General features: G+C 55.4%; 12 protein-coding genes. 8 read left to right on the top strand and 4 right to left on the bottom strand.

The features are described from left to right. Window positions 1–64 precede the first annotated feature (64 nt). A complete protein-coding gene (locus tag ACKWMY_RS07975) occupies window positions 65–1,255 on the top strand; it encodes an MFS transporter (protein ID WP_199061273.1) in 1,191 nt (396 codons plus the stop codon). Continuing rightward, window positions 1,252–2,364: a class II histone deacetylase gene (locus ACKWMY_RS07980; RefSeq protein WP_074028429.1), complete on the top strand. Its 1,113-nt coding sequence runs from the start codon at window positions 1,252–1,254 to the stop codon at window positions 2,362–2,364. The genes ACKWMY_RS07975 and ACKWMY_RS07980 overlap by 4 nt, the downstream gene beginning before the upstream one ends. Before the next feature lie 41 nt (window positions 2,365–2,405). On the opposite strand, the gene mngB is transcribed toward ACKWMY_RS07980, so the two are convergent. Both mngB and mngA read right to left on the bottom strand, forming a co-directional pair. Then, window positions 2,406–5,042: a mannosylglycerate hydrolase gene (mngB, locus tag ACKWMY_RS07985; RefSeq protein WP_308871314.1), complete on the bottom strand. Its 2,637-nt coding sequence runs from the start codon at window positions 5,040–5,042 to the stop codon at window positions 2,406–2,408. Window positions 5,043–5,251: 209 nt separating this feature from the next. Continuing rightward, window positions 5,252–7,177, bottom strand: a complete 1,926-nt coding sequence (gene mngA / locus ACKWMY_RS07990; protein ID WP_074028427.1) for a PTS 2-O-a-mannosyl-D-glycerate transporter subunit IIABC — start codon at window positions 7,175–7,177, stop codon at window positions 5,252–5,254. A 234-nt stretch (window positions 7,178–7,411) separates the two neighbouring features. Between mngA and ACKWMY_RS07995 the strand changes: the two genes are divergently transcribed. Then, window positions 7,412–8,128: a GntR family transcriptional regulator gene (locus ACKWMY_RS07995; protein ID WP_024527265.1), complete on the top strand. Its 717-nt coding sequence runs from the start codon at window positions 7,412–7,414 to the stop codon at window positions 8,126–8,128. A gap of 56 nt (window positions 8,129–8,184) precedes the next feature. Here the strand turns inward: ACKWMY_RS07995 and ACKWMY_RS08000 are convergent, their stop codons facing one another. Next, window positions 8,185–9,105 carry a L,D-transpeptidase family protein gene (locus tag ACKWMY_RS08000; RefSeq protein WP_223665014.1) on the bottom strand — a complete coding sequence of 307 codons (921 nt, stop codon included), beginning with the start codon at window positions 9,103–9,105 and terminating at the stop codon, window positions 8,185–8,187. Between the two features lie 178 nt (window positions 9,106–9,283). After that, window positions 9,284–10,162, bottom strand: a complete 879-nt coding sequence (locus tag ACKWMY_RS08005; protein ID WP_409486138.1) for a helix-turn-helix domain-containing protein — start codon at window positions 10,160–10,162, stop codon at window positions 9,284–9,286. 142 nt (window positions 10,163–10,304) lie between these two features. On the opposite strand from ACKWMY_RS08005, the gene ACKWMY_RS08010 reads away from it, so the two are divergent. From ACKWMY_RS08010 to ACKWMY_RS08030, 5 genes are all read left to right on the top strand, one after another. Continuing rightward, window positions 10,305–11,126, top strand: coding sequence for an AraC family transcriptional regulator (locus ACKWMY_RS08010; RefSeq protein ID WP_024485477.1), 822 nt, complete (start codon window positions 10,305–10,307; stop codon window positions 11,124–11,126). Between the two features lie 124 nt (window positions 11,127–11,250). Further along, entirely contained in the window at window positions 11,251–12,012 is a 762-nt protein-coding gene (locus ACKWMY_RS08015; protein WP_309047510.1) for a hypothetical protein, read from the top strand. Beyond that, the gene (locus ACKWMY_RS08020; RefSeq protein ID WP_409486139.1) at window positions 11,993–12,721 is read left to right on the top strand and encodes an RES family NAD+ phosphorylase; all 729 of its coding nucleotides are present in this window, start codon (window positions 11,993–11,995) and stop codon (window positions 12,719–12,721) included. Before ACKWMY_RS08015 ends, ACKWMY_RS08020 begins: the two co-directional genes overlap by 20 nt. Before the next feature lie 230 nt (window positions 12,722–12,951). Then, window positions 12,952–14,028: a YncE family protein gene (locus tag ACKWMY_RS08025; RefSeq protein ID WP_074028422.1), complete on the top strand. Its 1,077-nt coding sequence runs from the start codon at window positions 12,952–12,954 to the stop codon at window positions 14,026–14,028. Window positions 14,029–14,326: 298 nt separating this feature from the next. After that, window positions 14,327–14,596, top strand: coding sequence for a hypothetical protein (locus ACKWMY_RS08030; RefSeq protein ID WP_178380883.1), 270 nt, complete (start codon window positions 14,327–14,329; stop codon window positions 14,594–14,596). Window positions 14,597–14,737: the final 141 nt, after the last annotated feature.

Here is a 14,737-nt window from a genome sequence, read left to right on the forward strand (position 1 = left end):
CGCGGCTTCCCCATGCTTAAAAAGCGTGGAGGGTAACGATTGACGAAACTCAAGGATAACGACGATGTCCAGTGATGCAGTTTCTGTGCCTTCTACCGGGGCCTTGCTCCCCTGCCCACCCAGGCTGTTAACGGCGATTATCGTGTTTGCCGCCATCGCGCCGGGGATCCTGATGACCGCTCCCGCCGTCGCTGCCCAGTTAGCCAGCCAGTGGCACCTCACACCTGGCCAGATCGGCCATCTGTTTTCCACCGAACTGGGAGCCATGAGCATTGCCACGCTGCCTGCCTGGTGGTGGATCAGCCGGATCAACTGGCGCAAGATAGCCGCGCTGGCGGCTGTGGTGTTCCTGATCGGCAATCTGGCCTCGGCCATGGTCACTGATTTCAGTCTGCTATTGGTCTTGCGATTTATCGCTTCACTGGCCGGTGGCACGCTGATGATCCTCTGCATTTCTTGTGCGGCAGGTACCGCCAACCCCAGCCGAGTCTATGCCTTTTGGGTGCTGGGCCAACTGCTGCTAGGCGTGTTCGGCTTGCTGGCATTGCCCCCGTTGTTTGCTCATTTCGGCCTGATGGCGGTTTACCTTATCCTGGCGGCGATCATGCTGTGTTGCCTGCCGTTACTAAGTGCATTCCCCAGCGGCTTCCGCCATAGCCACAGCGCGGCCAGTCAGATGCCTCCAAGCCCCCCCATCTACAAACTGTTTGCCGTGCTGGCGGTATTGGCCTTTTACATCAGCCTGAGTGCGGTCTGGACCTTTATCGGCACTATCGCCGAAGCCGCGGGCCTTTCACCGGTGCACAGCGGGCAGGTGCTGGCAGCCGCCACCCTGTTTGGCATCATTGGGGCTGGCGGGGCGGCACTGGTTGGCGCAAGACGCAGCCACAAGCCGTTGTTGTGGGTCGGCTACGGCCTGCTGATTGCCAGCGTCCTGCTGCTGAGCCGCAACCCGCTACTCATTCGTTTCACCCTCGCCGCCGTGATGTTCAAGTTTACCTGGACCTTTGTGCTGCCCTTTATTCTGGCGCGCGTTTCGGTGCTGGATAACAACGGCAAGCTGATGAACAGCATCAATCTGGTGATTGGCGGCGGCATGGCCATTGGCCCTACGTTGGCGGGTTATCTGATCGAATCTTCCGGCGGGATCAACGCATTGCTGATCGGCGCATTGAGCTGTGCGCTGCTGTCACTGCTGCTGATCTCGCTGGCTTCACCGCGCGCGCCGCGCCGTTTAACAGGAGTCATAAGGTGAAAAGAACAACCGGCTTTTTCTTCGATGAACGCTGTTTCTGGCATAGCACCGGCTTACATGCCACCACGCTGCCGGTGGGCGGCTGGGTGCAACCGCCATCTGGAGCCGGGCATGCCGAGTCGCCGGAAACCAAGCGGCGGATGAAAAACCTGATGGACGTTTCCGGCCTGTCGCGTCAGCTCAAGCTGCTGAGCGCCGAGCTGGCCGATGAGGAAGATTTACTGCGTATCCATCCGGCACATTACCTGCAGCGTTTCAAACAGCTGAGTGATAACGGCGGCGGCATGTTGGGGGAAGAGGCACCTTTGGGGCCTGGCAGCTATGAGATCGCCAAACTTTCCGCTGGGCTGGCCTGTGCTGCGGTAGAGGCGGTACTGAAGGGCGAACTGGACAACGCCTATTCCCTCTCACGCCCGCCGGGCCATCACTGCCTGCCGGATCAATCGATGGGGTTCTGCTTCCTGGCTAATATTCCCATTGCCATCGAACGCGCCAAAGACCGCTTCGGGCTAGGCAAGGTGGCAGTGATCGACTGGGACGTGCACCACGGCAACGGTACCCAGCACATTTACTGGCAGCGCGACGACGTGCTGACCATCTCGTTGCATCAAGACGGCTGTTTCCCGGCGGGCTACGCCGGTGAACAAGATCGCGGTGAGGGAGCCGGAGCGGGTTACAACATCAATATTCCGCTGCTGGCCGGGGCCGGAGACGACGGCTATCAATACGCCATGCAGCAAATCGTCATTCCAGCGCTAGAACAGTTTAAGCCAGAGATGATCATCATCGCCTGCGGTTACGATGCTAACGCCATCGATCCACTGGCGCGGATGCAGTTACACAGCGACAGCTTCCGAGCCATGACCGCCCAGGTGCAAAGCACTGCGGACAGGCTCTGCGGTGGCAAGCTGGTGATGGTGCACGAAGGAGGCTATGCCGAAGCTTATGTGCCGTTTTGCGGCCTGGCGGTAATGGAAGAATTGAGCGGCATACGCACCGAGGTGCAGGACCCAATGCTGGAATTCATTCAGCAACAGCAACCCCGCGAGGCCTTCAACCAGTTCCAGCGCGCTGCTATCGACCAGCTAGCGCGCCAATTCAATTTATAGTTACATCCAGAGGCGTGGCAATCCACGCCTCTGGCCTGTACTTATCGGATAAAACGGAAGGTTTTCGACTGGCAAGGCGCCAAGGTAGTGAAATCCCCTTTTGCTATACCTTGCTGTGGCAACGGTTGCTCATCCATACCGGTTTCCAGCCATTCCTGCGCTGGAGCCGCCAACGTTAACGCTCCGCCGATCGACACCTGCTCCGAAGGGTTATACACGCGAATAATCAAAGCATCGGCATCCTCAGCCTTCTTCAACACGCTCAATACTGGGCCTGATTCTGGCATCGAAAGCAGGCTAAAGTGCAGCGGCGTGCGGAAGGCCGCCAGATTGAGCTTCATCGCATCAAACGGGATTTTGTTGTAACAGCGCACCGGAGTGACGTAGGCCCGCGCCTGCTGCATCACGCCCGCCTGGTGCGGATCTCCTGCAAAACTGAACAGGCTGAACCGGCAATGCAATTTGCCACGCATCTGGGAGTCTGGCGTTGGCAGTTTGATGCCGGAAGGGCGACCCGGCCGCAACAGCAATTCCTCTTTACCCAGCACGCCTACCGAGCGGAACAGCGTCAGGGCAAAGGTATCGCGGCGCTCACCCACAATCTCGAACTCACGCAACCCCTCGGTAAACAATGCCATGCCATGCAGATCGTCATGCAAGGCGGCAAAGTTCATCAGTTGCCACACCGGGATCGGCGCCTCTTTCCAGCCCTCTTGCTGCCAAACGGCCATGGCCGGATCGTCCACCGGGCGAGTAATGCAGCCAAACTGGTTATCCGCCAGCACGCTTTCACTGGCGAACGGCGTTGGGATCAATACCCGCACGCGGTGATCGTCGGCCTGGTTATCCAGCCACATCTCAATGTCGATGCGGCGGCTGTTGTGCGCCAACGTCACCTGGCACTGTACATCCAGGTAACCGTCGCTACGCCGCTCCGCCCGCTGTTGCAGATTGGCGGGCAATGCCATGCGCAGTTCCAGTGTGGCGATACTCTGCCAAGCCTCATGTTTGATGGAGGTAGCCACTGCGCTTTGCGTGGAATAGATCAACCACTCTTCACGGGAAGGCGAATAGTCATACTCATCACCATCGTCAGAGCCATCTTCCAGTTGCAACACCTGCTGATAGAGATAGCCACTCTGTTTATCGGTAATATCCAACGTACCGTTGGCATTCAGGGCAATGCGGTAATACTCGTTTTCCAACAGTTCTGCCGGTTGCGCCGCAGCTTGGCGTTGCTGGCCTGCGTGATTAGCATGAATATGCAGGGTGCAATATCCCATCGCGGGCAATGGGCGACAGAGCTGAATGTCGTACTCCATAAAGGGATCGTAGTTGCCGTAATGCACAATCTGGCGATCCACCAGCCCAGGATCGATCTCCCGCGCGGCGCGGATAAAATACTCCACCGGCTGGCCCTGTTCATCCATCAGCGAGAACTGCTGGGCACGAATACGAATGGTGGTGTTGATCACCTCTTCACGCGGGTAAGGCAGCAGGTTGAAGAACGTCAGTTTGTCGGCATCTGCGTGCTGTACCGGCATATTGTCGACAATCTTGCGCATGTAAAAGCGCACCAGGTTTTCCGCCATGTCGTCCGCCAGAATAAAGCGCGTCATGATCTCCTGATGTACCTTGTCGCTACAGCAACAGCCGATACTGTCGTGGGCGTGGTTTTTCAGGATCTCTTTCCACATTTTCTCCAGCAGGCCGTGATGGTATTCAAAGCCCAGTGACCAGGCGATCGCCGCCAACGGCTCGAGGATATTAACGATCTTGTTCTCGATCTCGGCGTGGGCGATCTTGATATCCATGCGGGTTGACGAGATGGTGCGGTGTACGCGCATGTATTTACCGTCGTTAAATTCCCCCTTCAGCGTCGCCAAACGTTCACGACTGGCTTCGATCCGCTCGAAGACCTCTTCAAAACGGCTCATGACAAACTCACGCTGTGGATAAATCTCGCGCAGTTTGGCCATCACCTGGAAGATATTCTGTTGCAGCGGCATCTGATCGTGGCCGTTCGGCAACAGGATATCTTTGGTAACCGAGGCGTTTTCCAGCACGGTGAAATAACTGTCCAGCCGTTTGCGCAGCCCGGCTTCATCTTCGGGCAGGTATTTACCAATGGCGTAACCCAGCGGCAGCACCTGTGCCGCAACTTCGCTGCCGTCGTTGCTTTGCCACAGGAACTCAGTCTTGTCGGTACCGTGGCGCTCGGAGCAGCCGCGCCAGAACATGGCGCGCGTGATACCGAACCCGTTGAAAATATGCGGTAACTGCGAAGACATGCTGAAAGAGTCCGGCAGATAGCCGATCTTCATCGGTTCGCCAAAGGACAGGCAGTCGCGCATGCCATACATCAGGTTGCGCACGATCGATTCCCCTGACACCACCATGGTATCGGTTTGGGTATACCACGGGCCAACGATCAGCTTGCCAGCCTGCACCAACGCTTTCACCCGCTCGTGATTTTCTGGCTTGATGGCGAAGTAGTCTTCCAGCACCGCCGTTTGCCCATCCAGCACATAGAAACGGTACTCGGCATCGGTTTCCAACCGGGTCAGGATCTCTTCCATGTTGTTTATCAGCAGGATGCGTGACTCCTCGGTGGTGAAATACCACTCACGATCCCAGTGCATATGCGGCGTAATGTGAACACGTGATACAGCTTTCATAATCAATTCCTAAGATGACGTAACCAAGCCCCTCACCCCAACCCTCTCCCCAGAGAGAGGGAGCTGATGACTCCTGCCCTTTTGGCAGCAAAGCGGTAATCTCAGCAAACTCGATCGCCCCCTTATCCAGGGTGCATCACCGAATTTTCAGATCCACTCGATCAGTTCCCCCTCACTAAAGGAGAGGGTTAAGGTGAGGGGAAATCAACTTACTGCGGCTGAATGAGGGTGTATTTGCCCTGCTTCATCGCCTGACGCCGCCAAAGGATCAGCACCAATGTGGAGATCGCCGTACCAAGCAGCGCCGCCCCCAGCCAAATGGCTGCCGACAGCAGGCCACCGAGGCCATTATCGTGCAGCAGGAACAGCGAGAAGATCCCCGCGCCCGGCGTCGAAAGGCCAATCCCCATCCCACCGACGATCGCGCCGGTCACCAGCGATCCCACCAGGAAGGAGCCGATCACCCGCACGGGATCTTCGATCGCCATCGGGATTGCCCCTTCGGTAATGCCTGCCAGGCCAAGCAACCAAGTGGATTTACCGGTTTCAATCTCGAACTGTTGGAACAGCCGTGGAGCCAGCAAGGTGGAGGCGGTGACCGTAAAGGCCGAAACCATTTTGACCGCGCCAAAGATCGCATAGGGGCCGAACACGCCGTTGGCCATCGCCCCCAGGCAGAACGCATAAGCCGCCTTGTTCACCGGGCCGCCGAGGTCGAACGAGCACATAAAACCGAGGATCGCTCCCAGCACCAACGCGTTGGTACCAGACAGGCTGTTAAGCCAGGCGGTCAGGCTGTTGTTCAACCAGGCCACCGGCTCCCCGATCACAAACAGCATCAGGCTGCCCGCTACCAGCGTGCCAATCACCGGGTAAAGATAAAACGTCAGGAAGCCGTTGAAGTTGGGGCTGAGGCGCACATGGTTCTTCACCCAGCGCATCAGATATCCGGCGATCAGGCCGCCCACAATACCGCCAAGGAAGCCAGAGCCAATCATGTTTGCCGCCAACCCGGCCGCAAAGCCTGGGCCAAGAGCCGGTTTATCCGCCAGCGAATAAGCCGTGTAGGCCGCCAGCACCGGTACCATCAAGATACCCAGCATGCCGCCGCCCAGCTTGCGGTACATCCACAACCAGGAGTTCTCTTGATCAAACAGATGCTGCAGGCCAAAGATCTGTGCCAGCAAAACTGAAACAGCCAAGACCGTGCCCCCCGCCACAATCAGCGGTACCGCAAAAGAGATGCCGCTGAGTAACGCCTGTTTGAGTTCGGTCTTCACGCTATTTTTCTGCACCGGTACTTCGCTCTGCTGCACCCGTGCAGCACCGTTAGCGGATTGGCCCACAGCCAATGCCTGCTGCAAAATGCGTTCTGCGTGCTTGATGGGCTCGGCGACCGGCGTTTCGATACGGGGAATACCGTTGAAGCGCTCCACTTCTTTAATCGCGACTTCGGCAGCGAACACGCAGGCCGTCGCACTATTTAGCTGTTCCGCCGTCAAGCGGCCTTCGATCCCGTTAGCCCCTTGTTTCTCAACATACACGTTGATGCCGAGCTTGCGCCCCGCCTTTTCAAGATATTCCGCAGCCATATAGGTATGGGCGATACCGGCCGGGCACGCGGTGACGCACACCACCGTAGGCCGAGTATCATCCTGCGGTTTGGGTGCAGATTCCGGCGTCCCTCCAGCCAGCAGAGCCAACAACTGTTCCGGCGTACGAGCATTTAGAACTGCCGCGCGGATGTCGTCATCCACCAGCGCCGTCGTCAGGCTGGTCAGTAATTGCATATGCGTGGTACCGGCCTGTGCCTGCGGGATCGCCAGCAGGAAGATCAGGTTGACGCTTTCCGGCCCATCGATCCCTTCCCACTCCAACGGCGTGTTCAGCGTGGCAACGGCAAATGCCGCTTCCTTTACCGCATCGCTTTTACCATGGGGCACCGCCAGCCCTTCCCCCAACGCGGTAGGGCCTTGCGCTTCCCGGGCAAAGACCTCGCGGAGAAACGCCGCTTTGTCATGCAATTTGCCTTGCACGTCTAGTTGGTCGGCAAGCTGATGAATGGCCTGATCGCGCCCCGCAAAGGCCACTTGCAGGTTTATCAGGCTGGGGTGGGTCAGGCTGCTCAGGTCCATCTTTATCCTCACGCTGAAGCCAGGGCGGCTCCGTCAATAAACAGGCGGCGATCATACCAAGACAATCCACACCAATTTGTGATCAATTTCAAATCAACGCTATTTTTGTATTAAATTTGTATTAATTCAATTTAAGGACAACTTAACGAGGTATGGCGTTATTGGTTTGTTTATCCCTGGCCTGGGGCTAGAATGCGCACAGCAGATCCAACAACCAGCCGGGGACACCAAAGCGTGAGCAAAAAGCCTATTTATCGCCAGATTGCGGATACCCTGCGCCAACAGGTTGCCGATGGTGAACTCAAGCCCGGCGATGCGTTACCGACCGAGGCTTTACTGCGCGAACAGTACAACGTCAGCCGGGTAACGGTGCGTCAGGCGTTGAAATTACTGACCGAAGAACAGGTGATTGAGAGCATTCAGGGCAGCGGCTGGTACGTCAAAGAAGAGAAGGTAAATTACGATATCTATCAGCTCACCAGCTTTTATGAAAAGTTGGCGGATCGCAACGTGGAAACCCACAGCGACGTGTTGATCTTTGAAGTCGCCAAAGCCAGCCCAACCATCGCCGAAGCATTGCACCTGACCACTGAAGACAAGGTGTATTACGTCAAACGGGTGCGCTATATCAAGCAAAAACCAGTGACGCTGGAAGAGACCTGGATGCCGCTGGCACTGTTCCCCGACCTCAGCTATGAGGTGATGCAGAAATCCAAATATCACTACATCGAACAGGTCAAAAAGCGGGTCATTGACCGTAGCGAGCAGGAGATCATCCCGGTAATGCCAAGCGAAGATGTGGTGAAGGCGTTAGGAATAGATCCGCAGAAACCGATCCTGGAGAAGGTCTCCACCGGTTTTCTCAACGACGGCACGGTGTTTGAGTTCAGCCGCAACTTCTTTAAAAGCGAAGATTACAAGTTCACCCTGGTGGCCAAGCGGATACGCTGAGTTTTTCCCATAAAAAAAGACGCCCGAGAGCGTCTTTTTTATCACAATAGCAAAAATCAGTTCACTTTAACCGGCATACCGGAACGTGCCTTGATGGCCGCGTCCACGACGCTCTGGTCAACGGCTGGATCCATCAGCACTTTGCCAACCGGCGCGGTGATGGTGATTGGCACTGGCTCTTTCGACTTCAGCTCATCTTCGTTGGCAGACAGCGGGTTGTGTACTTCCAGGTAACGTGAACCGTCTGGCTCTACGGAAACCTTCACTGGCTCGTTGATAAACTGCACGCGAGTGCCTACTGGCACGCTGTCGAACAGGTATTTGATGTCGTCAGCACGCAGACGCACACAGCCGTGGCTCACGCGCAGGCCGATACCGAAGTTGGCGTTAGTACCATGGACCGCATACAGACGGCCAACATAAAGGGCGTACAGACCCATCGGGTTATCCGGGCCTGCCGGGAATACCGCTGGCAGGATTTCACCATCGGCGGCGTACTCTTCGCGCATTTTAGCGGTTGGCGTCCAGGTTGGGCCCGCTTTCTTGCGTTGTACGGTGGTGACCCAGTTCAGCGGCGTATCTTTACCCAACTGGCCGATACCAATCGGCAGTACCACGACGGTCTTGGTGCCTTTCGGGTAGTAGTACAGACGCATTTCTGCGCTGTTGATGATGATGCCTTCACGCGGGGCGTCAGGCAGGATCAACTGCTGTGGGATGGTCAGCGTGCTGCCTGGCAGCGGCAGGAACGGGTCAACGCCAGGGTTAGCTTCCAGCATGTTGCTCAAGCCCATCTGGTATTGAGCCGCAAAGCTCTCCAGCGGCAGTTTGCTGTCTGCAGGCACGGTGATCTGAATATTTTCCCCAACCAGACGGCTGTCTTTGGCGGGCAAAGGGTATACAACGGCGAAGGCAGCCTGGCTGAATGCAACCAGAGCGGTAAACAGGGTTAATAACGCGCGAATGCTCATTTTCATCTTCGTAGTAAAGTGGTGGCCGCACTGGCTAAAAATGGTATGTGTTCTGCCCGGCCTGGTTTGACCGGATGCGCATTATATGTGCACTTGCCGCCAAGATGGAAACATTACTAGCGCAAATACCTCACTTTTTTGTAGCCGGATGTAGGGAATAGTGTCCTTTTGGTAAATTCCTGCCCTAGCGTAGCCCACTGCCCTCTTCGCCACGGCGGATCGGGATAAGATATTCACAGCTGATCGCCGCCTGATCGTCACCGTAACAAACGCCCAATGCCGGGTAAAAACGCTCAATATCCTGCCCTGGCCGCCGTACCGCATTCATCTGCGGAATGGCCGTGTCATACAGCCGGGCGATAAAGTTCTGTAGCCCTGCAACCTGCCCCTGATAGGCAAAGCGGGCATACTCTCCGGGTTCGATCGTCACCGTTTCACCTGCCGCCTCTTCCTCTGGCAGTGCCGCCGTATACACCATCTGTTGACGATCCCGCTGCTGGGTGTCCGCCTTCAGGCTCATCAGGCCATACGCGACGGCGGGTAATCCCTGTTCCGGATGCAACAAATGCCGCCAGGCGTGTTGACGTAGCAGCTTCTTCGAGGGCCCTAATTGCCCCAACGTGCAGCTACCCTGCTGCGTATGGCCGACTAGTTTCATCGAAGGCAACACTATAATCTCCGCCTCTGGCATTGGCTCGTTGGTCATATTCAACGGCGGTTGCAAGCCATAACTAGGCCAGTCCACGCTGCGACGATAAGCCGCCGGTGGCAAACCAAACTGTTTTTTAAATCCACGGGTGAAGGTCTGCTGGGAATCGAACTGGTATTTATCTGCGATACAGGCCACCGTGGCGCTGGTCAGGCGCAACTCACGCGCCGCCGCCGTCAACCTTCTGCGCCGGGCATAGGTCCCCAACACTTCGCCGGTGTGCTGCTTGAACATCCGTTGCAGGTGCCATTTGGAATAGCCGGATTTAGCCGCGATGCTGTCCAGCGTCAAGGGCTGATCCAGGCTTTGCTCAATCCAGGCCAGAAGCTGACTGATAACATTTTCCTGATGCATGGCCTCTCCTCTGCGTTGTCGGTCATGAGCGTGTTACCACAAAACACGCCAGTGGCGCTTACTCTATCGACGTTGGCGCTAGACCACATTGCACAATCAAGACATAATATTGCTCAAATACGCCAATATGATAATTGTTCTCATGAAAGCCACTTGCCAGGATCCCAGACCCGATATCGATAACGTGCCCCGCGCCATCTTCGCGGTTCAGGCATCAAGCGTGCAGAAAGACTGGGAATGCACCCATCATCGCCACCGCAAGGCGCAATTGATTTACACGGTGCGCGGCATGATCCGCTGCGAGGTTGAAAATGGCCTGTGGCTGGTGCCACCACAATGTGCCTTGTGGATGCCAAGTAACGTCAGCCACAACGCGCGAGCTACCAGCCAAAGCGAGTGCTATTGCCTCTTCGTTGAGCAGGATGCCATCCCTGGTTTGCCACAAAACTGCTGCACCTTGACGGTATCTCCATTACTGCGAGAACTGCTGTTGCAGGCCAGCCAGTTCGATATTCTCTATCCGGAAGAGGGCCCGGAAGGCCGCATTGCGCAGGTTTTGTTGGATCAACTGGCCGCCGCGCCGCTGGAGAACCTGCACCTGCCGGTGTCCAATGATGCCCGCATCCGCCAATTGACCGAGCAACTGCTGGCCAACCCGGCCGATAAATCCACTCTGGGCCAGTGGGCGCAACGCATTGGCATGAGCGAGCGTTCGCTCAGCCGAACGCTGCAACAGCAGATGGGCATGAGCTTTGGCCACTGGCGGCGACAGTTACATGTGATGCTGGCTCTGCAACGCTTAACGCAGGGGGAAAGCGTCCAGACCGTGGCGTTAGATCTCGGCTACGAGAGCGCCAGCGGTTTTGTCACCATGTTCCGTAAAGCGGTAGGTAAGCCTCCGGCCCGTTATCTGGCGGAAAAAGCCGCCGCAGACCAGGCGCTTGCTGGTGCGATAAGACTGTAAGCCCGCACTTCGGCCGATCATATTGCTGCAACTGATCTGGTTAATTCTTACACAACCTGCTATAACTGAGGATAGTTTGGTTAGAATAGTTAAAACGGTTAGCTTTAGCTAACAGGAGAAGAGAATGCTGGCCCGAGAAATCGACATCAACAGAGATGGCCTCAGGATCAGGGAAGATGGGCTGCAGATGGTCATCAGTAAAAGGAAAATGAAGGCGCAGAAGCCTTTCTTTCAGCTGAAAGTTGATATAGACAACTCAACGTCTCTCGGTGTGGTTGAAGAACACCTGAAAATCATGTTGCAAACTCTCCGCCAGGTTAGAGAAGCTGAAAATGATCATGGCGACGTTTGCCACATCGACGAGACACGTTTTGAAGCCATGTTTCATAGCCTGGAGCAACAGATCAATCCAGATGACACTGCCAGGATAATTCTTCCGCGGGATACGCAAGAGCCCGTCAACCACAGCGGGCTGGTTGATATTTCCAGGGTGGAGCGCGGGCGTGAGCATATCCTGGCAGCCAGCGAATGGCTCACGGCAGAGCAGATTTCCCATCTGGCAGGCTTTGCTACCGAGAATCCCTCGGCCCAGCCAAGCAAATGGAAGAGTCATAACCGCATATTTTCATTGAAGAAAGGGGCAACACAACTCTTTCCCCGTTATGCGCTGGATGATAACTATCGTCCTCTCCCCGTGATGGCAGTGTTACTCGCCAGTTTTAAAAACCTGAAACACGGCTGGGGGCTTGCCCAGTGGTTCGCGACGTCAAACAACCTGTTGGCTGGCCGCCGCCCCATGGAAATGTTGCAGTCATATCCGGCCAATGTGATTGCGGCGGCGGAATATGAAGCGAAAAGGATCGTCGATGGAGCAGAACAAAGTTAAACAGAAGGGTGAGCCCAAAAAGGAAGATTTTGGTTCACCCGTTTTTCTTGGCCGCAAGATAGCCGCCCCTGGCAAGACCCTGCGGGTAAGAATCGAAGTCATTCCCAAAGGCACGGTGTTACATCGATGCCATGATGCGCAGTACCCCGGAGACAGTTTTAATCCCGGCAAAATATTGCTTCCCCATGAGTACGGAGCCCGTTTCAGCCCTATCAGGGATGCAGCTTTGGATCTGATCCCCACCATGTACCTAGCCAGCAGTTGCGAAGCCGCTATCGCGGAATCGGTTTTTCACGATGTGGTCGCCACCGGCAAAACAGAATTTTTCGATTTACGCCCATTTACCCATATGCATTACATCCAGTTGAAACTGGAGCGGGATCTGAACGTCGTCAGTTGCCGAGCACAGGATTGTCTCTATATGGGCATCGATCGCGATGAATTGATCGGCAGTACCCAGCTCGAATACTCGCAAACCCGAGCCTGGTCACAGGCTATTTATCAACAGCATCATAACGTTGACGGAATGAAGTGGTACTCAAAAAGAAATGACGATCATTTCGCCATGATCCTGTTTGGTGGCCAACGGGTCATGGATAGTGAACTCTCGATAGCCGAACCCTCAAGCCGTCTCCTCAGCCATAAAGCCATTGGCCAAATTATCCAAAAGACCGCCGAGCGTCTGGGCCTGATCCTGACCGAAGAGTAGACACTGGCCGGATATTCTCTTCTCTCTGATTGCCCTAAACGTGACTCTTATCGCCCCAAGCAACAAAAGTGCTCCCCTTCCGTAAGAATAATGATTATCATTCACAAATATAGTGAGCCGCATGCAATGACATGACCGGCCAGATTTTGCTTTCGATTCAATGTTGAGCCCGATTTAGCCACCGAGCAGCAGCCCGGTGGCGGCCTGTATTTTGATCAAATGGAGCTTTTATGAACGCTATGATGACCACCAGCCGTAAGTTTGGCGGACGTGCGGTTTACCCTCTGTTGCTTCTCAGCAGCCTGATGTTTTCCACCTCTGTACTGGCACAGACAGAAACGGAACTGCTGCGTAAGCCGGTAGGTAAAGGCGCTTACGAGATGGTGTACAGCCAGGGCGAGAATGCGCTGTATCTGGCAACTTCACAGAGCCGCAAGCTGGATAAGGGCGGCATCGTCTATCGCCTTGACCCACAAACGCTGGATATCACACAGATCATTCATAACGATATCAAACCGTTCGGTGCCGCCATCAACACCAAGACCGATACTCTCTATTTTGGTAACACCACCAGTAACTCGCTGACCGCGATCGACGGCAAAACCGGCGAAGTGAAAGGCCGCCTGGTGCTGGATGCGCGTAAACGCTCTGATACCGTGAAACCATTGGCCCCACGTGAGCTGGTGGCAGACGCGACCACAGACACCGTCTATATCACCGGCTTGGGCGAGTCCAGCGTGGTTTGGGTTGTGGATGGCAAGGATCTGACTCTGCGCACCACCATCACCGAAACCGGTAAATACGGTACCGGCCTGGCGCTGGATGCAGCGGCAAGCCGCCTGTATGTGACCAATGCCGATGGCGAGTTGGTGACTATCGATACCAAAACCAACAAGGTGCTGTCACGTAAGAAGTTGGATGAGTCGAAGGAGCACTTCTTCCTGAATATCAGCCTGGATCCGGCAACCCACCGTGCATTCATCACCGATTCCAAGCAGCCGCAGGTACTGGTTGTTGATACCAACAACGGCAACATTCTGCAGAAGATCGACGTGCCGGAATCCCTGGCCGTGTTGTTTAACCCAGCACGCAATGAAGTGTACGTTACTCATCGCCAAGCGGGCACCGTGAGCGTGATCGACGCCAAGAGCTACAAGCTGTTGGAAACCATCAAGACACCAACGCATCCGAACAGCCTGGCACTGTCACCAGATGGTAAGACGCTGTACGTGAGCGTGAAGCAGGCTTCAAGCCGTGAAAAAGAAGCCACCGATCCAGATGACGTGATCCGCATTGCGTTGAAATAATAGCGTTATTCTCCCTCACCCTAACCCTCTCCCCAAGGAGAGGGAATCGAACGTGCTACGGTTTACGCCTGCGTTTGACCGCCACACCGCTGGGGTGAGGGAAGAATAGTGTCATGTTGTCTGCAGGCAACCTGGCTTTTTTATCCTTTGGCTCCCGCTAATGTCAATCCACGTCAAGCTCCTTGACGAAGCTTATCACTTAATTTACCTGAGCTTATCTTGAGCTCGCGATCGCGATGTCCTACGGTATCGGTAGTTTGAATGGATAGCTAACTGACCGTAAGAAGGATCAATGATCATGGTTAATTCTTTGAGAAATCCGCTGATTGGTTTGCTGTGTTTGTCGACGGTGGGTTGTGCCAATATGACCAACGATGAGGTCGCGATCACCGGTGTGGTGATCGGGCTAGGTGCACTGGTCGCATTGGCACTGCTAAGTGATGGTGACGACGATAAGGGTCATAAAGTGCCACCCCGCAAGGAGCATGGTAATAGAGGTGACCACAAGGGCGGTGATAAACATGGGTATGGGAAGGATCATGGAAAAGGTCATCCCGGACGCCGTTAATCCCTGGCAAAATCCGCAGACTCCCGAGACTACAGACATTTATTCATCGGCTCGCCAGCATATTGTTAAACGGACATATCATGCAGCGCCCCTTCGGTCGAACATGAGCGGTCCCTACTAACATTTGCATTACCGGGGAGC

Source organism: Serratia sp. J2, assembly GCF_046269175.1.
Taxonomy (GTDB): Bacteria; Pseudomonadota; Gammaproteobacteria; order Enterobacterales; family Enterobacteriaceae; genus Chania; species Chania fonticola_C.

Coding starts and splice junctions, on each gene's coding strand:
- ACKWMY_RS07975 (WP_199061273.1), top strand. CDS start 65: ATGTCCAGTGATGCAGTTTCTGTGCCTTCTACCGGGGCCTTGCTCCCC.
- mngB (WP_308871314.1), bottom strand. CDS start 5,042: ATGAAAGCTGTATCACGTGTTCACATTACGCCGCATATGCACTGGGAT.
- mngA (WP_074028427.1), bottom strand. CDS start 7,177: ATGGACCTGAGCAGCCTGACCCACCCCAGCCTGATAAACCTGCAAGTG.
- ACKWMY_RS08000 (WP_223665014.1), bottom strand. CDS start 9,105: ATGAAAATGAGCATTCGCGCGTTATTAACCCTGTTTACCGCTCTGGTT.
- ACKWMY_RS08005 (WP_409486138.1), bottom strand. CDS start 10,162: ATGCATCAGGAAAATGTTATCAGTCAGCTTCTGGCCTGGATTGAGCAA.
- ACKWMY_RS08010 (WP_024485477.1), top strand. CDS start 10,305: ATGAAAGCCACTTGCCAGGATCCCAGACCCGATATCGATAACGTGCCC.
- ACKWMY_RS08015 (WP_309047510.1), top strand. CDS start 11,251: ATGCTGGCCCGAGAAATCGACATCAACAGAGATGGCCTCAGGATCAGG.
- ACKWMY_RS08020 (WP_409486139.1), top strand. CDS start 11,993: ATGGAGCAGAACAAAGTTAAACAGAAGGGTGAGCCCAAAAAGGAAGAT.
- ACKWMY_RS08025 (WP_074028422.1), top strand. CDS start 12,952: ATGAACGCTATGATGACCACCAGCCGTAAGTTTGGCGGACGTGCGGTT.
- ACKWMY_RS08030 (WP_178380883.1), top strand. CDS start 14,327: ATGGTTAATTCTTTGAGAAATCCGCTGATTGGTTTGCTGTGTTTGTCG.